At 74.2% G+C, this 25623-nt stretch carries 24 protein-coding genes and 1 tRNA gene; 7 read left to right on the top strand and 18 right to left on the bottom strand.

Translation table 11 applies throughout. The annotated features are described in order from the left end of the window. Positions 1 to 22 precede the first annotated feature (22 nt). The gene (locus ACIO9K_RS06695) at positions 23 to 838 is read right to left on the bottom strand and encodes an isocitrate lyase/phosphoenolpyruvate mutase family protein (protein WP_400327517.1); all 816 of its coding nucleotides are present in this window, start codon (positions 836 to 838) and stop codon (positions 23 to 25) included. 29 nt (positions 839 to 867) lie between these two features. Next, positions 868 to 1353 carry a carboxymuconolactone decarboxylase family protein gene (locus ACIO9K_RS06690; protein ID WP_400327457.1) on the bottom strand — a complete coding sequence of 162 codons (486 nt, stop codon included), beginning with the start codon at positions 1351 to 1353 and terminating at the stop codon, positions 868 to 870. Positions 1354 to 1595: 242 nt separating this feature from the next. Between ACIO9K_RS06690 and ACIO9K_RS06685 the strand changes: the two genes are divergently transcribed. From ACIO9K_RS06685 to ACIO9K_RS06675, 3 genes are all read left to right on the top strand, one after another. After that, positions 1596 to 2408, top strand: a complete 813-nt coding sequence (locus ACIO9K_RS06685) for an NRDE family protein (RefSeq protein ID WP_400327455.1) — start codon at positions 1596 to 1598, stop codon at positions 2406 to 2408. Positions 2409 to 2566: 158 nt separating this feature from the next. Continuing rightward, positions 2567 to 3487 carry an undecaprenyl-diphosphate phosphatase gene (locus ACIO9K_RS06680; protein ID WP_363621263.1) on the top strand — a complete coding sequence of 307 codons (921 nt, stop codon included), beginning with the start codon at positions 2567 to 2569 and terminating at the stop codon, positions 3485 to 3487. Between the two features lie 51 nt (positions 3488 to 3538). Further along, complete coding sequence (locus tag ACIO9K_RS06675) at positions 3539 to 4966, top strand: PLP-dependent aminotransferase family protein (protein WP_400327453.1); 1428 nt, start codon at positions 3539 to 3541, stop codon at positions 4964 to 4966. A 22-nt stretch (positions 4967 to 4988) separates the two neighbouring features. Here ACIO9K_RS06675 and ACIO9K_RS06670 read toward each other — a convergent pair whose 3' ends face one another. From ACIO9K_RS06670 to ACIO9K_RS06635, 8 genes are all read right to left on the bottom strand, one after another. Further along, complete coding sequence (locus ACIO9K_RS06670; protein WP_363621259.1) at positions 4989 to 5186, bottom strand: DUF6126 family protein; 198 nt, start codon at positions 5184 to 5186, stop codon at positions 4989 to 4991. Between the two features lie 32 nt (positions 5187 to 5218). Beyond that, entirely contained in the window at positions 5219 to 5851 is a 633-nt protein-coding gene (locus tag ACIO9K_RS06665; protein WP_400327450.1) for a helix-turn-helix domain-containing protein, read from the bottom strand. 79 nt (positions 5852 to 5930) lie between these two features. Then, positions 5931 to 7664: a pyruvate dehydrogenase gene (locus tag ACIO9K_RS06660; RefSeq protein ID WP_371517612.1), complete on the bottom strand. Its 1734-nt coding sequence runs from the start codon at positions 7662 to 7664 to the stop codon at positions 5931 to 5933. Positions 7665 to 7778: 114 nt separating this feature from the next. After that, on the bottom strand, positions 7779 to 10184 hold the full coding sequence (locus ACIO9K_RS06655) for a glycoside hydrolase family 65 protein (RefSeq protein WP_400327448.1): 2406 nt from the start codon (positions 10182 to 10184) through the stop codon (positions 7779 to 7781). A 22-nt stretch (positions 10185 to 10206) separates the two neighbouring features. Then, entirely contained in the window at positions 10207 to 10953 is a 747-nt protein-coding gene (locus ACIO9K_RS06650; protein ID WP_363621251.1) for a beta-phosphoglucomutase family hydrolase, read from the bottom strand. 170 nt (positions 10954 to 11123) lie between these two features. Next, the gene (locus ACIO9K_RS06645; RefSeq protein WP_363581377.1) at positions 11124 to 11924 is read right to left on the bottom strand and encodes a VOC family protein; all 801 of its coding nucleotides are present in this window, start codon (positions 11922 to 11924) and stop codon (positions 11124 to 11126) included. A 237-nt stretch (positions 11925 to 12161) separates the two neighbouring features. Continuing rightward, positions 12162 to 12611, bottom strand: a complete 450-nt coding sequence (locus ACIO9K_RS06640) for an SRPBCC domain-containing protein (RefSeq protein ID WP_363581379.1) — start codon at positions 12609 to 12611, stop codon at positions 12162 to 12164. 217 nt (positions 12612 to 12828) lie between these two features. Continuing rightward, positions 12829 to 14577, bottom strand: coding sequence for an LCP family protein (locus ACIO9K_RS06635; protein WP_400327445.1), 1749 nt, complete (start codon positions 14575 to 14577; stop codon positions 12829 to 12831). A gap of 465 nt (positions 14578 to 15042) precedes the next feature. Between ACIO9K_RS06635 and ACIO9K_RS06630 the strand changes: the two genes are divergently transcribed. After that, positions 15043 to 16125 (top strand): acyl-CoA desaturase, encoded by a 1083-nt coding sequence (locus ACIO9K_RS06630; protein WP_363581383.1) that lies wholly within the window; start codon positions 15043 to 15045, stop codon positions 16123 to 16125. A 129-nt stretch (positions 16126 to 16254) separates the two neighbouring features. Here the strand turns inward: ACIO9K_RS06630 and ACIO9K_RS06625 are convergent. Next, a tRNA-Lys gene (locus ACIO9K_RS06625) sits at positions 16255 to 16327 on the bottom strand. A 37-nt stretch (positions 16328 to 16364) separates the two neighbouring features. Beyond that, positions 16365 to 17138, bottom strand: coding sequence for a DNA polymerase beta superfamily protein (locus ACIO9K_RS06620; protein ID WP_363621245.1), 774 nt, complete (start codon positions 17136 to 17138; stop codon positions 16365 to 16367). A gap of 182 nt (positions 17139 to 17320) precedes the next feature. On the opposite strand from ACIO9K_RS06620, the gene ACIO9K_RS06615 reads away from it, so the two are divergent. Then, positions 17321 to 18085, top strand: coding sequence for an SDR family oxidoreductase (locus ACIO9K_RS06615; RefSeq protein ID WP_363581387.1), 765 nt, complete (start codon positions 17321 to 17323; stop codon positions 18083 to 18085). A gap of 55 nt (positions 18086 to 18140) precedes the next feature. Further along, positions 18141 to 18836, top strand: coding sequence for a tyrosine-protein phosphatase (locus ACIO9K_RS06610; RefSeq protein ID WP_363621242.1), 696 nt, complete (start codon positions 18141 to 18143; stop codon positions 18834 to 18836). 17 nt (positions 18837 to 18853) lie between these two features. Here the strand turns inward: ACIO9K_RS06610 and ACIO9K_RS06605 are convergent, their stop codons facing one another. Continuing rightward, positions 18854 to 19366, bottom strand: a complete 513-nt coding sequence (locus ACIO9K_RS06605) for an RICIN domain-containing protein (protein WP_400327515.1) — start codon at positions 19364 to 19366, stop codon at positions 18854 to 18856. Positions 19367 to 19491: 125 nt separating this feature from the next. Between ACIO9K_RS06605 and ACIO9K_RS06600 the strand changes: the two genes are divergently transcribed. Continuing rightward, entirely contained in the window at positions 19492 to 19827 is a 336-nt protein-coding gene (locus ACIO9K_RS06600; protein ID WP_063348325.1) for a hypothetical protein, read from the top strand. Positions 19828 to 19919: 92 nt separating this feature from the next. Here the strand turns inward: ACIO9K_RS06600 and ACIO9K_RS06595 are convergent, their stop codons facing one another. From ACIO9K_RS06595 to crcB (ACIO9K_RS06575), 5 genes are all read right to left on the bottom strand, one after another. Next, positions 19920 to 20786, bottom strand: coding sequence for a TIGR02452 family protein (locus ACIO9K_RS06595; protein ID WP_400327441.1), 867 nt, complete (start codon positions 20784 to 20786; stop codon positions 19920 to 19922). Between the two features lie 205 nt (positions 20787 to 20991). Then, positions 20992 to 23301: a DEAD/DEAH box helicase gene (locus ACIO9K_RS06590; RefSeq protein ID WP_400327439.1), complete on the bottom strand. Its 2310-nt coding sequence runs from the start codon at positions 23299 to 23301 to the stop codon at positions 20992 to 20994. A 1104-nt stretch (positions 23302 to 24405) separates the two neighbouring features. Further along, complete coding sequence (crcB, locus tag ACIO9K_RS06585) at positions 24406 to 24780, bottom strand: fluoride efflux transporter CrcB (protein ID WP_400327437.1); 375 nt, start codon at positions 24778 to 24780, stop codon at positions 24406 to 24408. Beyond that, complete coding sequence (locus tag ACIO9K_RS06580) at positions 24777 to 25127, bottom strand: DUF190 domain-containing protein (RefSeq protein WP_063348329.1); 351 nt, start codon at positions 25125 to 25127, stop codon at positions 24777 to 24779. Before ACIO9K_RS06580 ends, crcB (ACIO9K_RS06585) begins: the two co-directional genes overlap by 4 nt. Further along, a complete protein-coding gene (gene crcB, locus ACIO9K_RS06575) occupies positions 25124 to 25615 on the bottom strand; it encodes a fluoride efflux transporter CrcB (RefSeq protein ID WP_363581401.1) in 492 nt (163 codons plus the stop codon). The genes ACIO9K_RS06580 and crcB (ACIO9K_RS06575) overlap by 4 nt, the downstream gene beginning before the upstream one ends. Positions 25616 to 25623: the final 8 nt, after the last annotated feature.

Below are 25623 nucleotides of genomic sequence, written 5' to 3'. Positions count from 1 at the left end.
GGACGGACCGCGAGAAGCCCGCTCAGAAGAGGCCGTTCAGCTCCTGGTAGGTCAGCCCGCCCTCCAGCGCGGTGTAGGTGCCGCTCGCGTACACCTCCGCGGCGGCCCGGCGCACCGCCGCGTACGCCACCTCGGCCAGCCCGGGGCCGAGGCTCACCCGGGCCACGCCCAGCTTCGCCAGCTCCGGGACGGACGGCGCGCCCGGCCCCGCCAGCACGTTCAGCGGCACCGGGACGGCCGCGGCCAGCGCGGCGATCGTCTCCTCGTCCGCGACACCGGGCACGAACACGCCGTCCGCACCCGCCTCGACGTAGGCCCGCAGCCGGCGCACCGCGTCGTCCAGCCGGCCCTCCGGCGCGCCGATCCCGTGCAGGAACACGTCGGTGCGCGCGTTGACGAAAGCGGGCACGCCCGCCGCGTCCGCCGCCGCCCGGGCCGCCGCGATCCGCTCGGCGGCCTCGGCCGCCGGCCGGCCCTCGTCCTCCAGGTTGACGCCGACCGCGCCGGTGGCCAGCAGCGCGGCGACGGACTCGCCGACGCCGGCGGCGGTCCGCGCGAAGCCGCTCTCCAGGTCGGCGGTGACCGGCAGGTCCACCGCGCGGACCACCTGCGCCGTCCGTACGAGGACCTGTTCGAGGTCGGCGCCGCCGCCGTCCCGGCTGCCGAGCGACCAGGAGACGCTCGCACTGGCCGTCGCCACCGCCCGCGCTCCGGCGGCGGCGACCAGACGGGCGCTCGCCGCGTCCCACACGTTGGCGAGCACCAGCGGCTCGCCCGGCCGGTGCAGCTCCCGGAGCAGCCGGGCCCTCTCCTGCTGGACGTCCACCATGTCCGCCATATCCGCCATATCCGCCATGTTCCCGGGCCTCACTTGGCGGCCGGGCTGAGCCGGGAGGCCACCCCGATCCGGTTCCAGGCGTTGATGGTGACGATCAGCGCGATCAGCTGGGCCAGCTCAGTCTCGTCGAACCGGGCGGCGGCCTCGGCGTAGACCGCGTCCGGGACGTGTCCCTGGGTCAGCAGGGTGATCGACTCGGTGAGGGCCAGCGCGGCCCGCTCCCGGGCGGTGAACCAGGGGGTCTCGCGCCAGGCCGGGAGGGAGAGCAGCCGGTGGTCCTGCTCGCCGCCCTTCAGGGCGTCGGTGCTGTGCATGTCGATGCAGAAGGCACAGCCGTTGATCATCGAGGCGTGCACCTTGACCAGCTCGGCGAGCGTGTGGTCGATGCCCTTCCGGGCGGCGCGGTCCACCGCGATCATGGCCTGGTAGAAGTCGGGGGCCAGGCTGTGCAGCGCGAGGCGCTGGGCGGGGGCCGGGACGGGCGCTTCGGTCGGCTGGTGATCGTTCGTCGTCATGACCGCCAGCCTAGGGACCTGGTGGACCCGTTTCCTGGTGCATTCGAACCACAGAATCCTGGGCCACTTCGCGTGCGCCCGGCCGTGGGGCGAGTGTGGCACGGCGGCGGCCGAAAAGGGAGGGCCCGGGGGAACCTCCGGTCGCGGACGCGCACTCCCGGCGCGCGAACGGGAGTGCGAGGATCGACCGCGGGGGCGCCACCACGCGTGCCCCCGCCGGGCGAGGTCAGGGGGCCACGATCGTGTGTACGGCGTTCGTCAGCATCGAACCGGGGGCGGCCGTGCCGGTGCTGCTCCTCTCCGTCCGGGACGAGTACCTCGGGCGCGACTGGCTGCCGCCGGACCACCACTGGCCGGACCGGCCGGCCCTGGTCGGCGGACTCGACCTCGCCGCCGGCGGCACCTGGCTGGCCGTCGACCCCGGGCGGCGGACCGCCGCCTGCCTGCTGAACGGCTTCGGGCCGCTCGCCCCCGCCGACACCCGGCTCTCCCGTGGCGAACTGCCGCTCACCGCCGTCCGGGACGGCGGGATCGGCCACCTCGACCTCACCCCGTACGACCCGTTCCACCTCGTCCTGGTCCGGCCCGACGGCGCCCGGGTCGCCAGCTGGGGCGGCGGCCGGCTGGAGGAGCGCGAACTGCCGGTCGGCCTCAGCGTGGTGCTCAACGACGGGCTGGAGGGCACGGCCGCCAACCGGACCGCCTCCGAGCGGATCCGCGCGCTGATGGCCGCCCGCGCCGACCGCTTCCGGGCCCGCCTCGCCGCCGCGCCCCGGCCGGAGCCGACCGGCGACGGGCCCGCCGAACGGGCCTGGGGCGACTGGCTGCCGATCGTCGCGGGCGACGGCCTGCCGCTGGACGACGACGCGGCGCTGATCCAGCGGCGGGACTTCGGCGACGGGCGGATCTGGGGGTCCTCCTCGATCTCGCTGCTCGCGCTCGGGCCGGACGGGCCGCGCTACGACTTCGCCCCCGCGCCGGTGCCCGCCGGCGGCGGGGCGTGGCGGCGGGTGCCGCTCGGCGGAGGCGGGTCGGCGGCGCGGTCCGGCGGCTGACCGGCGACTTACCGGCGACTCACCGGCGGCTGACCGGCGGCGGTGGCGCCCAGACGTCCGCTCGATGAACTTCTGGCGGCGGGGCTGCCGGGCGTCTACATGCCCGTAGTAGCTTCGCGGGGCTCCCCCGGATCCAGACCCCCGAGCGAAGGTGCGCGATGTCCACCCTGACCTACCCGGAAGCGATAGGCGTCGGCCTGCTGCAGGGTGTGACGGAACTCTTCCCGGTCTCCAGCCTGGGCCACAGCATCCTGCTCCCCGCCCTGATCGGCGGGAAGATCCAGCGGGACCTCGACATGACCGCCGAGGGCTCCTCCTACCTCGCCGTCCTGGTCGGCCTGCACCTGGCCACCGCGTTCGCGCTGGTGGTGTTCTTCCGCAAGGACTGGGTCCGGGTGATCGGAGGCTTCTTCAGCTCGGTCCGCCGCCGCCGGGTCGAGAGCCGGGACGAGAAGCTCGCCTGGCTGCTGATCATCTCCACCATCCCGGTCGGGGTGGCGGGCCTCGCCCTGGAGAAGGCGCTGCGCAACGCGCTCGGCAAGCCCGTCCCGGCCGCCGTCTTCCTGGCCCTCAACGGGCTGGTGCTGCTCGGTGCCGAACGGCTCAAGCGCGGCGGCACCGGCCGCCGGCGGGCCGGGCACGCCGCCCCGCCCGCCGAGGAACCGGGCCTCGACCCGGCGATCGCCTCCGACCACCGCCTCGCCCGGCTCAGCTTCGTCCAGGGCGCCTGGATCGGCGCCGCCCAGATCCTCGCGCTCTTCCCCGGTATCAGCCGCTCCGGTGTCACCATGAGCGCCGGCATCCTGCGCGGCCTGCACCACGAGGACGCCGCCCGCTTCTCCTTCCTGCTCGCGACCCCGGTCATCCTGGCCGCCTCCGTGCTGAAGGTGCCCGAGCTGTTCAAGCCGGAGAACTCCGCCGTCCTCGGCCCGGTCGTCGCCGGCAGCATCGCCGCCTTCGTCGCCGGCTACGTCTCGGTGCGCTTCCTCACCAAGTACTTCGAGACCCGCAGCCTGACGCCGTTCGCGCTCTACTGCTTCCTCGCCGGCGTCGGCAGCGCGGTCTACCTGTCGGTCTGATCCGCCACCGACTCGGGGGCGAGGATGCCGGGCCGCGCGATAATCGGGCCCGTGAGCAGCTCCTGGACCTCCTTCGGCGGCGACCTGCACCTGGACCTCACCGAGCGGCGCGCCGCCGGGGCCGGGCTGCGGGCCGCTCTGGAGGACGCGCTGCGCGAGGCCGTCCAGGACGGGCGGCTCGTGCCCGGCACCCGGCTGCCGTCCTCGCGGGCCCTCGGCGAGGACCTCGGGATCGCCCGGAACACCGTGGTCGAGGCGTACGGGCAGCTCACCGCGGAGGGCTGGCTCACCTCCCGGCAGGGCTCCGGCACCACCGTCGCCCGGCGGGCCGCGCCCGGCCGGAGCCGGCGGGTGGCCCGGCCCGCGGCGGGGCGGCGGGCCGTCCGGCACGACCTGATGGCCGGGCGGCCCGACCTCTCGCTCTTCCCCCGCACCGCCTGGCTCGCCGCCGCCCGCCGGGCCCTCGCCACCGCGCCGCACGAGGCCTTCGGCTACGGCAGCCCGTTCGGCCGGATCGAGCTGCGGCGGGCGCTCACCGACTACCTGGCGCGGGTCCGCGGCGTCCGCACCGACCCCGACCACCTGCTGATCTGCACCGGTGTCTCCCAGGGCCTGGGCCTGCTCTGCGCCGCCCTGCGGGAGCGCGGGGACCGCGCCCTCGCGGTCGAGGAGTACGGGCTGCCGCCGCAGCACGCCGTCGCCCGGGCGGCGGGGCTGGCCACCGTCCCGGTGCCGCTGGACGGGGCGGGCGCCCGGGTCGAGCGGCTGGACGGCCGGTGCGGGGCCGTCCTGCTCACCCCCGCGCACCAGTTCCCCACCGGTGCGCCGCTGGCCGCCGACCGGCGGGCCGCCGCGGTGCGCTGGGCCCGCGAGCGGGACGGGTACGTCGTCGAGGACGACTACGACGGCGAGTTCCGCTACGACCGGCAGCCGGTCGGCGCGATGCAGGCGCTCGACCCGGAGCGGGTGGTTTACGCCGGGACGGCCGCCAAGAGCCTCGCGCCGGGCCTGCGGCTGGCCTGGCTGGCCCTGCCGGACGCGCTGGTCGAGCCGGTGGCCCGGTTGAAGACGCTGGCCGACACGATGTCCCCGGTGCTCGACCAGCTGACCCTCGCCGAGCTGATCACCTCCGGGACGTACGACCGGCACGTCCGCCGCTGCCGGCTGCACTACCGGCGCCGGCGGGACCGGCTGGTCGCCGCGCTCGCCGAGCACGCCCCGCGCGTGCGGGTCACCGGGATCGCCGCCGGGCTGCACGCCGTTCTCCAACTGCCGCCCGGTTCCGCGTCCGAGGCGGAGCTGCTGGCCCGGGCCGAGGCCGCCGGCCTGGCCCTCGAAGGGCTGTCCTGGCACCTCGCCGACCGGTCGGCCGCCGCCCCGGACGCCGCTCCCGCTCTGGTGATCGGCTACGCGTCCCCGCCCGAGCACGCCTTCCCAGCCGCGCTGGACGCCCTCTGCGAGCTGCTGCGCGAGCACTGAGGGCCGCGACCGCCCCGGTGAACTACTTGTTGCGGTTGCCCAGTTCGAACAGCAGCATGATGAAGCCGGCGAAGGCGTGGATGCCCGCGGTGTAGATCACCAGGCGGACCCCGACCCGGCGGTTGGCCGAGATGCCGGCGTCGACGGTCAGCGGGGCGGGGGTCGGAGCGGCCGGGGCGGTGGCCGCGGCGGCCTTCTCGGGGCTGGTGGGATCGGCCATGAGGGATCTCCTCCAAGAGTTCTGACGTTGGGTCAGTGGGGTGCTGCGGGGCCGCCGAGGCAGAGTTCGCCGCCGGGGCTCTGCAGCAGGGTGTGGACGAAGAGCAGTTCGACGCCGTCCGGCGCGTCGGCGGCGATGCAGTGCGGGGTGAGCGAGTCGAAGTGGGCGGAGTCGCCGACGTCGAGGCGGTGGACGCGGTCGCCGAGGGTCAGCTTGAGCCGGCCTTGCAGGACGTACAGCCACTCCTCGCCGGGGTGGACCCGGACCACCGTGTCCTGCACGCCCGGGGGCACGTGGACGCGCAGCGCCTGCATCGCCCGGCCGGGGGCGCCGGCCCGGCGGTAGCCCCAGCCCCCGGCGCGGCCGGGTTCGATGGCGCCGCCGCGCACGACCGGGTCGGGTTCGGCCATGGTCTCGCCGAGCAGGCCGGAGACGGAGGTGCCGTAGGCGCGGGCGAGGCCGAGCAGGACGGGGAGGGAGGGTTGGCGGCGGCCGGTCTCCAGCCGGGACAGATAGGCTGGGGAGAGCCCGACCCGGGCGGAGGCCACTTCGAGGGTCAGGCGGCTGCTGAGCCGGTGTTCCCGGAGGCGGGCGGCGAGGCCGGCCACTTCCTGGTCGTCGAGCCGGTCTCCCGGGGCGGCGTCCCCGGTCGGGCTGGTGGTCATGTGACCAGTGGACACCCGCCGTGCCGCTCGGGCAAGATTTTTGCCTCAGAGGCAAGAGGGCCCGGATCCCCCTTCTCGGCTAGGGCCGCGGGATGTTGCGCAGGTTGCTGCGGGCCAGGTCGATCATGCGCCCGACCCCGCCGGAGAGCACCGTCCGCCCGGCCGCCAGCGCGAAGCCCTTCAGCTGGGCGGCCGTGATGTACGGCGGGATGGACAGCGCGTTGGGATCGGTGACCACGTCCACCAGGGCGGGGCCGGGCCGTTCCAGCGCCTCCGCCAGCACCTCCCGGACCCTCGCCGGCTCGGTGACCCGCTTGGCCGGGATGCCCGTCGCCCGCGCGATCCCCGCGTAGTCGACGTCCCCGTTGTCGATCTCGTACTCCGGGTAGCCCGAGACCAGCATCTCCAGCTTGATCATGCCGAGCGCCCCGTTGTTGAAGACGACGGTCTTCACCGGCAGCCGGTGCTTGGCCACCGTCAGCAGTTCGCCGAGCAGCATGCCGATCCCGCCGTCGCCGGCCATCGCGATCACCTGGCGCCCGGGGCAGGCCAGTTGGGCGCCGATGGCGTGCGGCAGGGCGTTGGCCATCGAGCCGTGCAGGAAGGAGCCGATCACCCGGCGGCGGCCGTTCGGCTGGAGGTAGCGGGCGGCCCAGACGTTGTTCATGCCGGTGTCCACGGTGAACACCGCGTCGTCGGCGGCCACCTCGTCGAGCACCGAGGCGACGTACTCGGGGTGGATCGGCAGGTGCTTCTCGATGTCCCGGGTGTAGGCGCCGACCACGTCCTCCAGCGAGCGGCAGTGCTTGCGCAGCATCTCGTCGAGGAAGGCGCGGTCGCGCTTGGCGTCCAGCAGCGGCAGGACGGCCCGCAGGGTGGCGGCGACATCGCCGTGGACGGCCAGTTCGAGCGCGGTGCGGCGGCCCAGCCGGGTGGCGTCGTGGTCGACCTGGACGGTGTGAGCCTGCGGCAGGAAGGAGTCGTACGGGAAGTCGGTGCCGAGCAGCAGCACCAGGTCGGCGGAGTGCAGCGCCTCGTGGCAGGCGCCGTAGCCGAGCAGGCCGCTCATGCCGACGTCGTACGGATTGTCGTACTGGATCCACTCCTTGCCGCGCAGGGAGTGCCCGACCGGCGCGTTCAGGGCCCGGGCCGCCTCCATCACCTCGCCGTGCGCCCCGCGCACCCCCGCGCCGCAGAACAGGGCGACCTTGCGGGCCGCGTTGAGCAGCCGGGCCAGCTCCTGCACCTGGGACCACGGCGGCGCGGCGACGGCCTGCTCGGTGAGGAAGTGGCTGGTCCCGGTGGGTCCGGCGGCGGGGAGCGCGGCGACGTCCCCGGGGAAGGCCAGCACCGAGACGCCGTGCGAGCCGAGCGCGTGCTGGATGGCGATCCGCATCAGCCGGGGCAACTGGGCGGGGGTGGAGAGCATCTCGCACCAGGTGCTGCAGTCGGTGAACACCCGCTCGGGGTGGGTCTCCTGGAAGAAACCGGTGCCGATCTGCCCGGACGGGATGTGCGAGGCGAGCGCCAGCACCGGCAGGCCGCTGCGCTGGGCGTCGTACAGGCCCTGGACGAGGTGGGTGTTGCCGGGCCCGCAGGAGCCTGCGCAGACCGCGAGCCGGCCGCTGAGCTCGGCCTCGGCCGCCGCCGCGAAGGCACCCGCCTCCTCGTTGCGCACGTGCACCCAGCCGATGCCGTCGGTCCGCCGGATCGCGTCCACGACCGGGTTGAGGCTGTCTCCGACCACGCCGTAGACCCGCTCGACCCCGGCCTGCCGGAGCACCTCCACCATCTGTTCGGCCACGCTCGCCACGGGTGCTCTCCAATCACCGGCCGCCGGCTGCCGCAGGACACCTGCACCCTCCGACGGCCGGGCCCGCCCCGCACCCGGAGCGGGCCCGAACAGGTGAACGACCGGTCGGCGCGGCTACTCCGCCGCCAGGTGGTCCTGCTGCCCGAGCTTGCCGCTGACCAGGCCCGCCTGCGCCTGCCGCCGGGCGGGCTCGCGGCCGGGCGGCTGGCCGCACCGCTCCTGGGCCGGCGGCGCGGTGGTCGGCAGGGTGACCGGCTCCCCGGCCTTCACCTGCACCGGCTCGCCGTCGTGCCACAGGTGCAGCACCTCGCCGCGGCGCAGCGTGTACGTCGTCCCCTCGTGGGTGATCTGGACGCCCAGCAACTGCCCGCGGACCATCAGCGAGAACCCGAGCCTCATCAGCCCGCCCGGCAGCCGGGGCCGGAAGGACAGCGACTCGCTGTGGTCGCGCAGCCCCCCGAAGCCCGCCACCAGGGCGATGCAGGCACCCGCGAGCGAGGCCATGTGCAGGCCGTCGCGGGTGTTGCCGCCGAGGTCGTGCAGGTCCATCAGCGCCGCCTCGGCCGTGTAGTCGTACGCGAGGTCGAGCTGGCCGACCTCGGCGGCGATCACCGCCTGGGTGCACGCGGAGAGCGAGGAGTCGCGGACGGTGAGCCGCTCGTAGTAGGCGAAGTTGCGGGCCTTCTGCTCGTCGGTGAACGCGTCGCCGCGGACCTGCATGGCGAGCACCAGGTCGGCCTGCTTGACCACCTGCTTGCGGTACAGGTCGAAGTACGGGTAGTGCAGCAGCAGCGGGTACTTCTCGGGCGGGGTGTGCTCGAAGTCCCAGACCTGGTGGTGGGTGAAGCCGTCGGCCTGCGGGTGCACGCCGAGGTCCTCGTCGTACGGGATGTACATCGCGGCCGCGGCGTCCCGCCAGGCGGCGGTCTCCTCGGTGTCGACGCCGAGTTCGGCGGCCTCGTGCGGGTGGCGGGCGGCGGCCTCGGCGGCGGCGCGCAGATTCGTCTGCGCCATCAGGTTGGTGAAGACGTTGTTGTCGGCGACGGCGCTGTACTCGTCCGGGCCGGTGACGCCCTCGATGCGGAACTTCCCCGAGACGTCGTGGTGGCCGAGCGAGCGCCACATCCGGGCGGTCTCCACGAGCAGTTCGAGCCCGTACGCGCGCTCGAACTCGGCGTCCCCGGTGGCCCGGACGTAGCGGGCGACGGCGGCGGCGATGTCGGCGCCGATGTGGAAGGCGGCGGTACCGGCCGGCCAGTACCCGGAGCACTCCTCGCCGCGGATGGTCCGCCAGGGGAACACCGCTCCGGCCAGGCCGAGTTGGGCGGCCCGTTCGCGGGCCAGCGGCAGCGTGGTGTGCCGCCAGCGCAGGGCCTGGTTGACGGCCCCGGGCAGGCAGTAGGTGAGCACCGGGAGGACGAAGGTCTCGGTGTCCCAGAAGCTGTGCCCGTCGTAGCCGGGGCCGGTCAACCCCTTGGCGGGGATGGCCCGTTCCTCGCTGCGGGCGCCGGCCTGGAGGACGTGGAAGACGGCGAACCGGACGGCCTGCTGGAGTTCGACGTCGCCTTCGATCTCGACGTCGCTGGTCTCCCAGAACTCCTTGAGGTAGGCGGCCTGTTCGGCGGCCAGACCGTCCCAGCCGGTGTACCGGGCGGCGGTCAGCGCGGCCTCCACCTGGTCCCGGACGGCGGGCTGCGAGCGCGTCCCCGACCAGCCGTAGGCCATCAACTTGACCAGCCGCAGCCGCTGTCCGGGCCGGAGCACGGTGGTGACGCTGATCCGGCAGTGGTCGGCCTCGGCCTCGGCGACGGTTTCGAGCTCCTCCGGGCCCTCGATCACGTGGTCCATCCCGGCGGCGACCCGGATCGCGCTGTAGCGGGTGCGGTGCACCAGGACGGCCTTGGTGTCGCTCGCGTGGTGCACCTCGGGCTGAAGCGGCGCCTCCAGGACGGCGGAGGCCCGAGGATCGCCCTCGGGGCCGCCGGGCAGCTGCTCGTTGGCGACCAGCTCGGACTGGAGCACGATCCGCACCGGTCCGTCCACCGCCTCGACGCTGTAGTCGACCGCGGCGATCGCGCGCTGGGTGAGCGAGACCAGCCGGGAGGAGCGCACCCGGATGGTCCGGCCGGCCGGGGAGGTCCACTCGGCCTCGCGGTGCAGTATCCCCTCCCGGAAGTCCAACCAGCGCTTGTGGCGGACGAGTTCGCCGTAGCGCAGGTCGAAGGGCTCGTCGTCGACCAGCAGCCGGATGATCTTGCCGTTGGTCACGTTGATGACGCTCTGGCTGGACTCCGGGTAGCCGTAGCCGCCCTCGCCGTACGGCAGCGGGCGGAGCTCGAAGACACCGTTCAGGTAGGTGCCGGGGAGGCCGTGCGGCTCGCCCTCGTCCAGGTTGGCGCGCAGGCCGATGTGGCCGTTGGAGAGCGCGAACAGCGACTCGGCGCGGGCCATCGCGGTCAGGTCCAGGCCCTGCTCGGCGATCAGCCAGGGGTCGACGGAGAAGTTGTCCAAGCCACTCATGCGACTGCCTCGCTCCGCTCACTCATGCCCGCTCCTCCAGCAGTTCGGCGAGGTCGTCGACGACCACGGTCGCGCCGTCCCGGCGCAGTTCGGCGGCCTGCCCGGTGCGGTTGACCCCGACCACGGCCCCGAAGCCGCCCGCCCGGCCGGAGGCCACCCCGGCGAGCGCGTCCTCGAAGACGGCGGCGTGCGCGGGCTCGACGCCCAGTGTGCGGGCGGCGTACAGGTAGGTGTCGGGGGCGGGTTTGCCGGGCAGGCCCTCGCGCTGGGCGACGACGCCGTCCACGATCACGTCGAACAGCCCCTCGATGCCCGCCGCCCGCAGCACGTCCCGGCAGTTGGCGCTGGAGGACACCACGGCGCTGGGCAGCCCGAGCGCGCGCAGCCGGTGCACGTACGCGACCGAGCCGTCGTACGGCTGGACGCCCTGCTCGCGGATCAACCGCAGGACGGTGTCGTTCTTGGCCCGGCTGATCCCGTGCACGGTACGGGTGTTGGGCGGATCGGCGTCGGTGCCCTCGGGCAGGTCGACGCCCCGGCTGTGCAGGAACGCCCGGGTGCCGTCCAGTCTCGGGCGGCCGTCCACGTAGGTGTCGTAGTCGGTGACGGCGTCGAAGGGGACGAACTGCCCGCCGGTGCGGGCGGCTTCGGCGCGCAGGAAGGAGTCGAAGGTGTCCTTCCAGGCCGCGGCGTGCACCTTGGCGGTCTGGGTGAGGACCCCGTCGAGGTCGAAGAGGAAAGCGCGGATGTCGTCCGGTAGCCCCAGCATGGGTGCAGTCTTACCCGGGAACGCGGGGAAGCCGCCCATTTCCCGGCGGCGCGTCGCGGGAAGGGCGGCTTCCGGTTGCCCGGGTGCTCGTGGGTTGCCCGGGTGCTCGTGGGTGGCCAGGTGGGCTCGTGGGTGCCCGGCGCTGTCACGGCGAGGGGTGCCCGGCGCTGTTACGGAGAGTCGGGCATCTGCGCCTCGGCGGCCTCCGCCACCGCGAACACCGCGCCCTGCGGGTCCTGGACGACCGCCATCCGGCCGGACTGCATGTCGAACGGCGGCTGGATCACCGAGCCGCCCGCCTTGACCAGGGCGTCCACGGTGGAGTCGGTGTCGTCCACCGAGAAGTAGGCCATCCAGTGCGAGGGCGTGCCCGCCCCCAGGTACCCGGGGATCGGCTGCATGCCGCCCACCGTACGGTCGCCGGCGTTGAGCGAGAAGTACCCCTCCATGCCCTGGATGGTCGCCGGGCGCAGCCCGAGCGCCGGGAGGTAGAAGCGGCCGGCCGCTTCGGTGTCGGCGGTGTTGAGCTCGTTCCAGACCAGTGCGCCGGGCTCGTTGACCACGCCCGCGCCGATGAAGTCCATCGCCTGCCAGACGCCGAACACCGCGCCGGTCGGGTCGGCGGCGACCAGCATCCGGCCGATCACGCCGACGTCCATCGCCGGGTAGAGGATCGTGCCGCCGTGCTCGGCGATGGCGGCCCCGCTCACGTCGGCGTCGTCCGAGGCCAGGTAGGTGGTCCAGGCGACGGGCGGCAGCGGCTGGCCCTCGGGCGCGGACCGCGCCATGATCCCGGCGACCGGCCGGTCGTTGAGCATGCACACGGCGTAGCCGCCGAACTCGGCCGGGCCGACCTCGCCCTGCCAGCCGAACAGGTCGCGGTAGAAGTCGAGCGCGGCCTGCTGGTCGCTCGCCATCAGGTCGATCCAGCACGGGGTGCCGGGCTTGTACGGAGCGGTGACTACGGGCATTGCTGGGCCTCCCGAAGGCAGTGGTCGTCGGGGCGGGCGGGTCCCGGCCGCCCGGTGCCGGGCTGCCGGTGCCGGCCGTCGGCGCGAACGGCGGGTACACCGCCCACCATCGGCCCGGCGCCGCGATCCCGCCACCGGACGGCGCCCTGGCGGGCGATCGGACGGGCCCGGGGCCCGTTCAGCCGCCGGCGGGCCGTTCACGCGGCGTCGTGCCGCTCACGCCGCCGCGGGGGCCGTTCACGCGGCGTCGTGCCGCTGGGCCGTGACGAAGTACGGCTGCACCTTGCCGCTCTGCACGTAGTCCTTGAGCCGGACCAGCAGTTCGGCCCAGGTGCCGGCGACCAGCGGGACGCCGTCCTCGCTGCCCGGCTGCCAGCCGCCGTGCCGGAACAGCAACCGGGTGCGGCCGGGCTCGTCGGGCTGGTCGGCGAGGTCCCAGCTGATCCAGGTGCCGGCCCAGTGCGGCGGGAAGGCCCCGGCGTTGGCCCACACCACCCGGTCCAGGTCGGCCCGCTCGCGGCGCAGCCGGAACGGCTCGGGGACGCCGGGGAAGTCGAACAGCAGGACGTCGCCCTCCCGGTCCACGCCGGTGGTCCACCAGCTGGTCAGCCCGCCGTGCGTGTTGAGCGCGGCGAGGACGACGGCCCGGGGTGCGGCGATGTCGAACTGGAGGGCGATCTCGGGCATGGGGGTCCGCCTTTCGGTGCGCGCCCCCCTCGTCCGTGGGCCGGGTCCGGTGTGCCCGGGTCCGGTGCGTCGGGGTCCGGTGCGTCGGGCCCTCGTCCATCAGGTCGCCCGTGTGCCGGGCGCCTCCCCGGTTTCTCCGGCCACCATGGCACGACCCCCGGGCCCGCGCGCCCTGGACGGCGCGGGCCCGGGGGTCGTCCCCACGGCTCGGGTCCGGTCAGCCGCCGCTGCCGTAGGTGGTGTTCGCGCAGATGTCGTCGTCCGCCGAGCGGGCGTCGTTGGTGACGGTGGTGGGCAGCGGCGCCGGGGGCGCCGGGGTGCCGTTCGCGGCCGCGCCGCCCGTCCCGGTGGACGGGCCGGTGGCCCCGCCGCCGTTGGCCGCGGAGAAGTCCTTGCCGACGATCAGGGTCACGCCCGCCGAGTTGCCGGCCTCGACGCTGGCGCCCGGGAACAACGCGGCGACCTTGTCGGCGTTCGCCTTCTGCCCGGAGCCGTACTCGATCATGGTGGTCTTGTACTTGGTGCTCGCCGCCTGGCCCGCCGTGGTGGCGGCGAACTTGGCGGCCTTCAGCTGCGCGGTCGCCTTGCCGGCCAGGCCGTTCTCGGTCGTCCCGTTGTAGACCGCCACCTTGATCGACGAGTTGCCGGCGTCCGCGACCGGCGCGGCGGGCGCGCTGGGCGCGGCCGACTGCGGCGCGGCCGGTGCGCTCGGGCTGGCGGCGGCGTCCGGCTGCTGGCCGGTGGCGTTCTGCCCGTCGATGGTCTGGTCGGCCTTGAGGGTCTCCCAGAGCTTGTTGGCGTCCGGCTGGACCAGGTCGAGGTCCTTGTCCTGGGTGCGGTAACGCCAGGGCGCCGTCACGAACTTGAGGTCGTGCATGTCGATGTTCTTGAGCGACAGCCCGAAGGAGAGCAGCTTGTCCGCGGAGGCCAGCCCCGGGTCGACCACCAGCGACTTGGTCGCGGCGTCGGCCAGCGGCAGCAGGTTGGTGGGGCTCAGCCCGTCCTTCTTGACCTTGCTCGCGAGCGAGCTGAGGAAGGCCTGCTGGCGCTTCATCCGGCCGATGTCGGAGCCGTCGCCGATGCCGTGCCGCAGCCGCACGTAGTCCAGCGCCTGCTGGCCCTGCACGGTCTGCTTGCCCTGCGGCAGGACGAGGTCGCCCTTCCTGTGCAGGTTGGGGTTGACGTCGCCCTCGTAGATGGCCTTCGGCAGGCAGATGTCGACGCCGTTCACGGCCTTGGTCATCGCGGAGAAGCCGTTGAAGTCGACCACGATGGTGTGGTCGACCCGGATCCCGGTGAGCTTCTCCACCGTGTTCTGGGCGCAGGCCGGGTTGCCGCCGTCGCTGCCGCCGACCGAGAAGGCCGCGTTGAACAGGTCGCTGGACGACCCCTTGGTCCACTTGCCGTTGGGCAGTTTGCAGGGCGGGATCGGGACCTTCGCGTTGCGCGGGATCGAGATGCCCACGGCGTGCTTGTGGTCGGCGTAGACGTGCAGCAGGATCGTGGTGTCCGAGCGGGCGCCGCCGTCCGCAGAGCCGCCGCCGAGGTCGGAGTTGTTGCTGCCGCGGCTGTCCGAGCCGATCAGCAGCACGTTGACCGGCTTGTTGCCGTCCGCGTCGGCCTGCGCCTCCGGCGGGCGGTCGGTTGCTATCGCGTCGCCGTCGAAGGACTTGATGTTGGCGTTCAGCTTGAAGTAGATCGCCCCGCCGGCGCCCGCGATCAGCACCAGCACGCCGGCCGCCGACCAGGCGACGATCTTCTTCACGTTCTTCTTGGGCTTGCGGCTGTTGCGCGCCGCCGCCCGGCCGCCGCCGGCCGCCGCCTCCGGCCTGCCGCCGTCCTTGCCCGCGCCCCGACCGCCGTCCTTGCCCGCGTCCTTGCCGCCGTCCTTGCCACCGCGGCCACCGCCCTTGCCCTGGGCGGCGCGCCGGGCCTCCGCCCGGCCCCCGGTACGCGGCGGAGGCACGGACCCATCGCTCCCCGTCGTGAGCGCGCCGGGTGCGTTCTCGCCCCGAGCCGGGCCCTCGCCCCACTGACCTGACATGCGCGTACCTTTCACCGACGGAAGCGACGCCCCGGACGATCTGGCGCACCGCACACAGGGAGACGGTCGGGACCGTTCCCAGGTTGCACATACGAACATCGGTACAAACCGATGAACGTGGCTTCCGATCATATTTAGGCCCGACCCGATCACCGACCTCCGGTCCACCACCAACCCCGGCCACCACGGCGCAAGCTCGCCACAGAACGCCCGAAACCAGCCGATTACGACGTGACCTACGCCACCTCCCCCCGCCCCTGCGGCACCATCAGGCACCACGCGCCGCACGTCCGCGGCCACCCAGGACGGTCCGGGGGTTTTCCTCACCCCGCCCCAGGGGGATGCCCCCGTTTCTCAAGGCCCGTTCGCTAGACCAGACTCAGCACCATGACCACCGACACCGCGGGGACGCCGACCGCGAAAACCCGGCCGCAGCCGCCCGCCGGACCACCGGACACCGCCCCGCCCGGAACCGGCGGGAGCGACTTCGCCCAACTGAGCCGCCGGATCACCGCCGAGGGCCTGCTCGACCGACGCCCGGTCTACTACACCGTCCGCGCGGGCCTCGTCCTCGCCGCGTTCCTCGGCGGCTGGTGGGCCATGTTCGCCCTCGGCGACACCTGGCTCCAGCTCGGACTGGCCGCCGCCATGTCCATCGTCTTCGCCCAACTGGGATTAATGGCACATGACCTGGCGCACCGTCAGGTGTTCACCGGGCGCCGCGCCGGCGAGATCGGCGGCCGCATCGTCGCCAACCTCCTGATGGGCATGAGCTACGGCTGGTGGATGAACAAGCACACCCGCCACCACGCCAACCCCAACCACGAGGAGCGGGACCCGGACGTCTCCCCCGACCTCGTCGTCTGGTCCCAGGACCAGGCCAGGAGGGCCAGCGGAATCGCCCGCTTCATCGGCCGCCGCCAGGCGTTCCTCTTCTTCCCGCTGCTCCTGCTCGAAGGCCTCAACCTCAGCTACAACAGCTTCCGCGCGCTGCGCAGCCCGATCATGAAGCGCCCCTACCTGGAGGGCTTCCTGCTGGTCGCCCACTTCGCCGCCTACCTCGGGCTGGTCTTCGCCGCCCTCCCGGTCGGCAAGGCCTTCGCCTTCCTCGCCGTCCACCAGGCCCTGCTCGGCGTCTACTTGGGCTGCGTCTTCGCCCCCAACCACAAGGGCATGCTGATGGTGACGCCCGGCATGCGGCTCGACTTCCTCCGCCGCCAGGTCCTCACCTCCCGCAACGTCCGCGGCGGCTACTTCATCGACGCCCTGATGGGCGGCCTCAACTACCAGGTCGAGCACCACCTCTTCCCCAGCATGCCCACCCCGGCCCTGCGCCGCGCCGCCGTCCTCACCCGCGACTTCTGCGCCGAGAAGGAGATCACCTACTACGAGACCGGCCTCTTCCGCTCGTACCGCGAGATCCTCACCCACCTCCACCAGACCGGCGCCCCGATCCGCGCCGCGGCCTGATCCGCCCCACGACCCACACCGCACCGCGGCACCCCGGCTACTCGACCAGCCGGGGTGCCGCAGTGCGTTCACCGGCGGCGGACATGCAAAAGGCCAGGTCAGAGGGTGTCTGACCTGGCCTCAGTTCGGTGGGCCACCAGGGGCTCGAACCCTGAACCTACGGATTAAAAGTCCGCAGCTCTGCCAATTGAGCTAGTGGCCCGCGGCCCTCGTCCCGGTTGGGGAGGGCCACCGTGATCCTACCCGGTGGGGCGCAGGGCTCCGCCAGTGGATTGCGCGGGCGCGCCGGGGGCGGGGGGCGGAGCGTAGTGGGCGGCACGGACGCGGCGGAGCCAGGATTCGGCGGGGCGCGGGTCGGGGGCGGCCGGGAGGACGCCGGGGCGGGCGAGCCGGTCGGCGGCGTCGGCGAGCAGGGATTCGGCGACGGCGGGGCGGTCGGCGATGCGTTCGCCGAGGTCGCGGACGTGTCCGGGGTCGGCGAGGCGGACCGGGTTGTGGCCGGTCTCGTGCAGCCGGACGGCCTGTTCGACCAGCCGGACCAGGTGCCGGGCGTGCTTGGCGGCCCGGCGGCGGGTGGCCGGGTCGGTCGTGTCGCGGGTCAGCAGTTTGCGGAACTGCTGCTCTGCGTAACCGAGATAGGCCTTCCGGACGCCCGATTCACTGAGGAAGCTCGAGCGGATCTCGACCAGTTCGGCACCGAGCGGAGTGCGGATCTCGTACAGGTCGTCCGGCAGCCAGACGAGCTCGGAGGCGGTCGGATTGCAGGACAGCGCCAGGCGGCACCACTTGGCGGCCTCGTGCAGGGTGACGTCGGGCCCGGTGGTGACGTGCGACTCGGCCGGGCGGTGCAGGCCGTGCAGCTCCTCGGTGGGGGCGGCGTACAGGCCGAGCCGGTCGACGTCGGAGCCGGCGTGGGCGAAGCCGTACGCGGTGGAGCCGACCACGCCGGCGAGCAGGACGGTGCCGGGGACGGCAGGTACGGGTGCGGGTGCCGGTGCGGGTGCGTCGGACATCGCCGGTCTCCTCTCTCGACTCTCTCGACTCTCTCGACGCCTCTCGACGCCTCTCGACCTGGCAGTCGGCAGGGCTGCGGTGGCGGCGCCGCTACCGCATCCTCGCCGGTCCGGGCCGCGCCGGGCGAACGATTTCCGCTCCGGGGCCCGCCCCGGCCGGTCCGCCGGGTAGCGTACCGAGCATGTCGACCACCACCTCCGACGACGGCGTCCTGATCGTCACCGGCGCCGGCCGCGGCATCGGCGCCGCCACCGCCCTGCTCGCCGCCCGGCGCGGCTACCGGGTCTGCGTCAACTACCGCACGGACGAGGCCTCGGCCACCGCCGTGGTGGACGCCGTCCGGGCCGAGGGCGGCACCGCGCTCGCCGTCCGGGCCGACGTCACCCGCACCGCCGAGGTGGAGCGGCTGTTCACCACCGTGGACGCCGAACTCGGGCTGCTCACCGGCCTGGTGAACAACGCCGGCACGCTGGAGAAGCAGTGCCGGCTGGAGGACATCGACGAGGACCGGCTGAACCGGATCTGGGCCGCCAACATCACCGGCCCGTTCCTGTGCGCGGCCCAGGCCGTGCGCCGGATGTCCACCCGGCACGGCGGCCGCGGCGGTGCCATCGTCAACGTGTCCTCGGCCGCCTCGCGGCTCGGCTCGCCCAACGAGTACGTCGACTACGCGGCCGCCAAGGGCGCCGTCGACTCGATGACCCGCGGCCTCGCCCTGGAGGTCGCCGCCGAGGGGATCCGGGTCAACGCCGTCCGCCCCGGCCTGATCCACACCGACATCCACGCCCTCGGCGGCGAGCCCGGCCGGGTCGACCGGGTCGCCCCCGGACTGCCGATGCGGCGCGGCGGACGGGCGGAGGAGGTCGCCGAGGCGATCCTCTTCCTGCTCTCCCCCGCCGCCTCGTACACCACCAACGCCTTCCTGGACGTCTCCGGCGGGCGCTGAAAGGTTCCCTCCGGTTTCCTTCCGCCGGCCCGCCCCCCGCCCGTACCGTGGGGCCATGACCGATGCCTTCATCGACATCCCCGGTGTGCGCAACTTCCGTGACGCGGGCGGGATCGGCGCCCTGCGGCGGGGCGTGCTCTACCGCTCCGGCTCCTTCCACACCCTCACCGAAGAGGGCGCCCGGCGCCTCAAGGCCCTCGGCCTGCGCACCGTCCTCGACCTGCGCAGTCCGGTCGAGCTGGAGGTCTGGCCCGACCTGCGGCACGGCCTCGACCACGAGGCCCTCAACCTGCCGACCCTGCCCGCCAACCGCGAGGACGTCGACCAGCCCTGGCCCGAGGACCAGGCGGCGCTCTACCCCTTCATGGCCCGGACCGCCGGCCCGTCCCTCGCCGCCGTCGTCCGCCGCCTCGCCGCCCCAGGCGCGCTGCCCGCCCTCGTGCACTGCGCCGTCGGCAAGGACCGCACCGGCCTGACCATCGCCGTCCTGCAGTCCCTGCTCGGTGCCTCGGAGGCCGACGTCACCGCCGACTTCCTGCTCTCCAACGTCGGCCTCGGCCTCGACCGGGGCCCCACCCCCTACGTCGACGAGACCGGCACCGAACGCGTCTCCCGCCCCGTCACCGCCGAACTCCTCGCCTCCGCCCTGGGCTGGATCCACACCCAGCACTCCTCCGTCCCCGCCTACCTCCGCGCCCACGGCGTCACCGACGAGGAACTGACCGCCCTGCGCGCCAACCTGTCGGCCTGACCGGCCCGGGGACGCACCTACTCCTGGCGTTCGAAGCGCCACCACTGGGCGGGCGAGTCGGTGTCCTCCCACTGGTGGACGGTGGGGTCGGGCGGTGCGGCGGCGGTGAGGGGCTTGCCGCTGATGAAGCTGGTGATGGTGTAGGTGCCGGGGGCGTCCACGTGGGCTTCGAGGAGCCACTCCTGGGCGCCGAAGGCGTTGGCGGACCACTGCTGGATGGGGACGCCGTCGTCGGTGGAGGCGCCGGTGACGTCGAGGCGCTTGCCGCTGGCGGCGTTCTCCAGGTGGCAGAGGGCGCCGCCCGGGTGGACGGCGGTGAGCTGCCAGAGCTGGGCGTCGGAACCGTCGTCCGCGCCCTGGCGGACGCGGGCGCCGCTGCGCCGGCTGCCGTCGGCGACTTCGAGCAGCAGGCCGCTGTCGACGTTGCGGATCCGGTAGCGGCCGTCGGTGATCGCGGTGTCAGTCACGCTCGCAGTCTGCCACCGGGGGCTGACAGGCCTCGGAGTCGAGGACGGCGAAGCGGACGGCAGGGAGGACGGCAGGGAGGACGGCGGCCTGCTGGAGGCCGGAGGCCCGGACCGGCGCGCGGGGCGGGCGGGCTATGGTCGGAAGCCGGAACAGGAAGTCAGGACAACCTCTACGAGTGGAGTCGACGATGGCGAAGGTCCCCAACGTGCTCTCGGCCGCCGCGCCCGCCGCGCTGACCGCGGCGAGCGGCCTGGTGGGCGGTTACGGCGTCGCCCGCTGGAGCGGCCGGCGCGAACTGGGCGGCGCCGTGCTGGCGGTGGCCGGTGCCGGGGCGGCCGCGCAGTGGCACCGCAGCTCGGGCGCGGCCACCGCGGCGGCGCTGACCGGTCTGTACGTGGCGGCGTTCGGCGGTTCGCATCCGCTGGCGAAGAAGATCGGCGCCTGGCCGTCGGTCTTCGCCGTCACCGGTGTGGTCGCGGCGGCCTCTACGGCCGCGACGGCGCTGGCCGCCCGCAAGCGGTAGCAGCACCCGGCGCGAGCCGCGCGCCGGCCCGCTCACCGGCCTCGGCAGCGACACCCGGCAGCGACACCCGGCGGCGATACCCGGCGGCGGCCTCAGCGCACCGCCGCGCCGGGCTGCGCCGCCCCGCCGAACCGCGCCTCGAACGCGGCCCGGTTCGCCGAGACCGGTGAGCGGTCCCAGACCGCGAACACCACCCGTTCGAAGGCCGCCCCGTACCGGGAGAGCGCGCCCTCGAAGGCCTCGGCGACCTGGGCCGGGTCGTTGCGGAACACCCCGCAGCCCCAGGCCCCGAGCACCAGCGTGCGGACCTCGTGCCGGGCCGCCGCCGCGAGCACCCGGACGGCCCGCTCGGCGAGCACGCCCCGGACGTCCACGTCGGCCGAACGCCGTTCCAGCTGGCCCGCGTTGGGCGCGGGCGAGGTAAGGAAGGTGACCGGGTACGGCCGCGCCAGCAGGTCCCCGCCCCGGCCGCGGATCACCGGGACGTCGGGCGAGACGATCACCCGGTGGCTGTACCGGAGGTCAGCGGAGGCGCGGTGCGCCTCGTAGTAGTCCGGCGCCTCCAGCAGGCAGGTGTAGAGCAGCGCGCTGCGGCACAGGTCCTCCTCCTGGGCGCGGGCGCCGCGCAGGTAGCCGCCGCCGGGGTTGCGCGCGGAGGCGAAGTTGAGCACCCCGACCGGGCCCGCCCCGCCCTCGACCAGGCGCCGGGCGGCCTCGATGCTGCCTTCGGCCGTCACCTCCACCGCCCCGACGGGCCCACCGGGCCCACCCGGCCCGGGCCCCGGGCCCCCGCCCCGCAGCAGCGCGTCCAGCGCCGGCGGCGCGTACGACACCGTGCCGGCCCTGGCGGCCGCCAACTGCTCCCCCACCGTGACGAGTTCGCCACCGGCCGCCCGGTAGCTCCCCCGCTCGGCGATCTCCTCGTTCACCCGGGCCACGTCGTGCAGTCTGCTGCTCATGTCCGGGACGCTACGGGACTTCCGCCGGGCCGCGCCACAGGTTATTCTCAGCCGCAGAACAACGCCTCGGGGGCACGAGGGGTACCGGGGGAGGTACCCGGGGGCATCGGGGGGAACGCGACGGGCCCGCTCCAGTGCATGGAGCGGGCCCGTCGTGTGTGTTCAGGTGTTCAGCTACCGGTGGTCAACCACCGGCCGTACGGCGTCAGTTCTTCCAGCGCGGCTTGCGGTCGTCGCGGTTGAAGCCACCGGAACGGTCGCGGTCGAAGCCACCCGAGCGGGCGCCGCCACGGTCGTCACGGTCACGGCCGAAGCCACCACCGGAGGCCTGCGGACGGCCGCCGGAGCGGTGGTCGTCACGACGCGCGAACGGACGGTTGTTGCTGCCGCCGCGCTCGTCGCGGTCCCGGCCGAAGGACGGGCGGTCACCGAAGGTGCGGGCCGGACGGTCACCGAAGGAGCGGCCGCCGCGGTCGTCACGGTCACGGTTGAAACCGCCGGAACGGTCGCGGTCGAAGCCACCACCGGTGCGGGCCGGACGGTCACCGAAGGAGCGGCCGCCGCGGTCGTCACGGTCACGGTTGAAACCGCCCGAGCGGGCGCCGCGGTCGTCGCGGTCACCGAAGGAACGGCCACCACGGTCGTCACGGTCACGGTTGAAGCCACCGGAACGGCCACCGCGGTCGTCGCGGTCACCGAAGGAACGGCCACCACGGTCGTCACGGTCACGGTTGAAACCGCCGGAACGGCCGCCACGGTCATCGCGGTTGAAGCCACCGGAACGGCCACCACGGTCGTCACGGTCACGGTTGAAGCCACCGGAACGGCCGCCACGGTCATCGCGGTCACGGTCACGGTCACGGCCGAAGGCCGGACGCTCGGTGCGCGCCTCGCGGTACGACGGCGTGCGCTCCTCGGCCTGCGGCGCGGCGGCCGGAGCCGGCGCCTCGGTGGCCGGGGTCTCCGCAGCGGCCTCGTCGCCCGCCTCGGCGGCCGGGGCCTCGTCCTCGATGCCCAGCTCGGCCCGCTCGCGGGCGGCCCGCGCCGCCAGGCGGTCGGCCTCCTCACGCAGCTCGGTGGTGCGGCGCTGCGCGCGCTCCAGCTGGCGGGTCATGTCGGCGAGCTCGCGCTCGGCGGCACCGGCGATGCCGGCCGCGCTCTCGGCCTGGACCTCGATCAGCGAACGGGCGCCGGTGATCTTGGCGACCTCGGCGTCGAAGGCGTGGTCGAGGATGTGGCGCGAGGCGTCGACGCCCGCGTCCTCCATCAGGCGGAAGACGCCGCGGCGCTGGTGCGGCAGCACCAGGGTGACGACGGCGCCGGAGCGCCCGGCCCGGGCGGTGCGGCCGGAGCGGTGCAGGTAGTCCTTGTGGTCGCCGGCCGGGTCCACGTTGAGGACCAGGTCGATGCCGTCGACGTGGATGCCGCGGGCGGCGACGTCGGTGGCGACGACGACGTTGACGTAGCCGTCCTTGAAGTCGCCGAGGACGCGGGTACGGGCGCCCTGGGTCATCCCGCCGTGCAGCGCGTCGGCCTTCACGCCGGCCTCGATGAGCTGCTCGGCGACGCGGTCGGCGCCCATCTGGGTGCGGACGAAGATGATCGTGCGGCCCTTGCGGGCGGCGATCGCGTTGGTGATCGGCGCCTTGTCCTTGGGCTTCACCACGAGGATGTGGTGGGTCATGGTGGTGACCGCGCCGGCCGACGGGTCGACCTCGTGGGTGACCGGGTTCTTCAGGTAGCGCTTGACCAGAGTGTCGATCTCGTTCTCCAGGGTGGCGGAGAACAGCAGGCGCTGGCCACCGGCCGGCACCTGGTCGAGGATCTCGGTGACCTCGGGCAGGAAGCCCATGTCGGCCATCTGGTCGGCCTCGTCGAGCACGACGGTCCGGACGTCGGCCAGCTTGGCGCTGCCGCGGTTCAGCAGGTCGCGCAGACGGCCGGGGGTGGCGACCAGGACGTCGACGCCGCGCTCCAGCGCGTAGATCTGGTTCGACATCGAGGTGCCGCCGCAGACGACCTTGAGCTTGAGGCCGAGCACCGAGCCGAACGGCTCCAGGGCGTCGGCCACCTGCATGGCCAGCTCGCGGGTCGGGACGAGGATCAGGCCGCGCGGGTGCTTGGGCTTGGTGCGCTCGCCGTCGGCGAGGCGGGTCAGCAGCGGCAGGCCGAAGCTGAGGGTCTTGCCGGAGCCGGTACGGCCACGGCCCAGCACGTCCTTGCCGGCCAGGGCGTCCGGGATGGTCGCGGCCTGGATCGGGAACGGGGTGGTGACACCGCGCTTGGCGAGGGCGCGCACGACGTCGTCGTGCAGGCCGAGGTCGCCGAAGGTGATGGTGGGCTCGGCGGCCTCGACGGCCTCCTCGGCCTCGGCGGCGTCGGCGTTCAGCTCGACGTCGGCGTCGGTGGGCTCGACGGCCTCGACGGCGTCGGTGAGGGTGTCGGCGGTGTCGGTGACATCGGCGGCGGCCTCGCTCGCGGGCATGGCGAAGCGGGCGTCGTCAACGAGAGACATGTAAAACCTTCCGGAAGTGGCACGCGCCAAAGTCCGGGGGTTCTGTTTCACAACCGCCTCTATGCGGTCAGCCACGGATCGCCGGAACGCGCCAAGGGCGCCAGATGGGAATAGGGCGCCAGTCAAATGAATCAAACGAACGATCTACCACCATAGACGAACCTCGGGATCAGAGGCAAATGCCCTGGCCAGCCCGCTAATGCCCACCCGCATGCGGGCTCGGGGCCGAGGAACCGGAGTTGCCGGCCGAGGGCTCCGGGGTCGGTGGGACGGTCGCGGCGGGTGAGCTGTGCTCGGGCTCGGGGGACGTCGAGGGGTGGCTGCTCGGCGTGGCCGACGGCGTGCCCGCCGTGCCGCCGGAGCGGCCCTCACCGGTGCCACCCGCCCCGCCCGCGCCGCCGGTGCCCGCCGCACCACCGGTACCGGCCGACGCACCGCCGCCCGGCCGGGGCGCGGGGCTGGCACTCACGCCCCCCGCTGAACCGTTCACGCCGGTGCCGGCCGGTGCGGCGTCCACGGCGGGCGCCCCCGGCACCGGGACCACGCCGGCGGCCGCGCCGTTCGCGCCGGGTGCCACCTCGCCCGCCGCCGCAGCCGTCACCCCGGCCGGCGCGTTCTCGCTCTGCAAGCCCCCCGAACGCTCCGGTCGCCCGGACGCACTCCCCGGATGCGCGCCGCTCGGCGAGGCCGACGGCCCGCTCGTCACCCCCGGCTTGCCCGCCGGACCGGCCTGCCCGACCGGCGCCACCCCGTGCTTCACCTCCGCCTCAGGACCGACCGACATGCACCCCGTCAACCCCAGCCCGGCCACCGCCAGCACCGAAGCCGTACGCACCACCGCCCGAACCGCCCGCACCGAAGCCACCGAGCTCCCTCTCCACCGCCCCACCCGGGCCGCCCACTGCTCGCGCGGCCGCTTTTCGGTGCCCAACGCGCGCCCGCCCCGACGGGACACGGGCAGCGCGCCAGGAAGCGTCCGGGCCGCATCCGCCACAACCCGCCGAACCGGCAGGCGAGCAGACCGGCGGACGGACAGGCGGACAGGCGGACAGGCGGACAGGCGGACAGACCGGCGGACGGACAGGCGGGCAGGCGGGCAGACGCTCAGCCCCAGAACGCCGAGGCCAGCCCCGCCCCCACGTACACCGCGGCCAGCCCCGCCACCACGCTGCCCGCCACGTTCGCCAGCGCGTACCGCCCCGCCCCGGTCTCGACCAGCCGCAGCGTCTCGTACGAGAAGGTCGAGTACGTGGTCAGCGCCCCGCACAGCCCCGTCCCCAGCAGCACCTGGACGTGCGGGGACGCGGTCCCCGCCGCCACCGCCCCGGTCACCAGGCCGAGCACCAGGCAGCCGGCCACGTTCACCGCGAACGTCCCCCAGGGGAACACCGAGTCGTGCCGGGCCTGCACGGCCCGGTCGGTCAGGTACCGCAGCGGCGCGCCGACCGCCGCGCCCGCCACCACCAGCAGCCAGTTCACCCCGAAGCCCCTTCCCGCCCCACGTACCTGACCACTTCGCAGCGGTCCAGCAGCACCAGACCCTCCGCCACCAGCCCGTCCAACTGCGGCAGGAACGCCCGCACCCGCTCCTCCTCGTCCACGATCACCACCGCCACCGGCAGGTCCTCGCTCAGCGACAGCAGCCGCGCCGTGTGCACCAGCGACGACGCCCCGAACCCCTCGATTCCCCGGAACACGCTCGCCCCGGCCAGCCCCGCCGCCCGCGCCCGGTGCACGATCTCGCTGTACAGCGGCCGGTGGTGCCAGCGGTCGTTCTCCCCCACCAGCACGGTCAGCCGCAGCGCCGGCCCGCTCAACCTGCTCACCGCACGCCCCCACGGGCGATCAGACGGCGCGTCAGCGCGGCCGCCGCCCACACCGCGCCGAGCGCGCCCAGCAGCGTCAGCCCCAAGTACGCCAGCCCGAGCCCGAGCCGCCCCTCCTCCACCAGCCGCCGGATGTCCACCGCGTACGTCGAGAAGGTGGTGAAGCCGCCCAGCACCCCGGTGCCGAAGAACGGCCGCAGCAGCGGGTGCGCCGGACGCCCCTCGGTGATCACCACCAGGAAGACCCCGATCACCGCGCACCCGACCACGTTGATCAGCAGCGTCGTCCACGGGAACGCCGCCGGCCCGTTCGCCCAGGCCAACCCGGCGCCGTACCGGGCCACCGCCCCGATCGCCCCGCCCACCGCGATCACGGCCACGGCCGGCCCCTGCCCGCGCCACACCGGCGGCCGTCTCCGGGCGGCCGTCCCGTCGCCCACCGGCCGGGTCCGCGCCGGGCCGTCCACCGTGCCGTCCGAGGTCGCCATAACCCCAT

The organism is Kitasatospora sp. NPDC087271 (assembly GCF_044744605.1).
In the GTDB taxonomy this organism is placed as follows: Bacteria; Actinomycetota; Actinomycetes; order Streptomycetales; family Streptomycetaceae; genus Kitasatospora.
Note: the sequence above shows the minus strand (reverse complement) of the source record. Positions and strands in the feature narration are given on the sequence as shown.

What these genes read in the sequence shown, in the direction of transcription:
- ACIO9K_RS06610 (WP_363621242.1), top strand. Translation starts at nt 18,141, where the DNA reads ATGACCGATGCCTTCATCGACATCCCCGGTGTGCGCAACTTCCGTGAC.
- ACIO9K_RS06690 (WP_400327457.1), bottom strand. Translation starts at nt 1,353, where the DNA reads ATGACGACGAACGATCACCAGCCGACCGAAGCGCCCGTCCCGGCCCCC.
- ACIO9K_RS06640 (WP_363581379.1), bottom strand. Translation starts at nt 12,611, where the DNA reads ATGCCCGAGATCGCCCTCCAGTTCGACATCGCCGCACCCCGGGCCGTC.
- ACIO9K_RS06665 (WP_400327450.1), bottom strand. Translation starts at nt 5,851, where the DNA reads ATGACCACCAGCCCGACCGGGGACGCCGCCCCGGGAGACCGGCTCGAC.
- ACIO9K_RS06590 (WP_400327439.1), bottom strand. Translation starts at nt 23,301, where the DNA reads ATGTCTCTCGTTGACGACGCCCGCTTCGCCATGCCCGCGAGCGAGGCC.
- ACIO9K_RS06695 (WP_400327517.1), bottom strand. Translation starts at nt 838, where the DNA reads ATGGCGGACATGGTGGACGTCCAGCAGGAGAGGGCCCGGCTGCTCCGG.
- ACIO9K_RS06595 (WP_400327441.1), bottom strand. Translation starts at nt 20,786, where the DNA reads ATGAGCAGCAGACTGCACGACGTGGCCCGGGTGAACGAGGAGATCGCC.
- ACIO9K_RS06650 (WP_363621251.1), bottom strand. Translation starts at nt 10,953, where the DNA reads ATGCTGGGGCTACCGGACGACATCCGCGCTTTCCTCTTCGACCTCGAC.
- ACIO9K_RS06670 (WP_363621259.1), bottom strand. Translation starts at nt 5,186, where the DNA reads ATGGCCGATCCCACCAGCCCCGAGAAGGCCGCCGCGGCCACCGCCCCG.
- ACIO9K_RS06630 (WP_363581383.1), top strand. Translation starts at nt 15,043, where the DNA reads ATGACCACCGACACCGCGGGGACGCCGACCGCGAAAACCCGGCCGCAG.
- ACIO9K_RS06655 (WP_400327448.1), bottom strand. Translation starts at nt 10,184, where the DNA reads ATGAGTGGCTTGGACAACTTCTCCGTCGACCCCTGGCTGATCGCCGAG.
- ACIO9K_RS06645 (WP_363581377.1), bottom strand. Translation starts at nt 11,924, where the DNA reads ATGCCCGTAGTCACCGCTCCGTACAAGCCCGGCACCCCGTGCTGGATC.
- ACIO9K_RS06600 (WP_063348325.1), top strand. Translation starts at nt 19,492, where the DNA reads ATGGCGAAGGTCCCCAACGTGCTCTCGGCCGCCGCGCCCGCCGCGCTG.
- ACIO9K_RS06615 (WP_363581387.1), top strand. Translation starts at nt 17,321, where the DNA reads ATGTCGACCACCACCTCCGACGACGGCGTCCTGATCGTCACCGGCGCC.
- ACIO9K_RS06620 (WP_363621245.1), bottom strand. Translation starts at nt 17,138, where the DNA reads ATGTCCGACGCACCCGCACCGGCACCCGCACCCGTACCTGCCGTCCCC.
- crcB (WP_363581401.1), bottom strand. Translation starts at nt 25,615, where the DNA reads ATGGCGACCTCGGACGGCACGGTGGACGGCCCGGCGCGGACCCGGCCG.
- ACIO9K_RS06680 (WP_363621263.1), top strand. Translation starts at nt 2,567, where the DNA reads ATGTCCACCCTGACCTACCCGGAAGCGATAGGCGTCGGCCTGCTGCAG.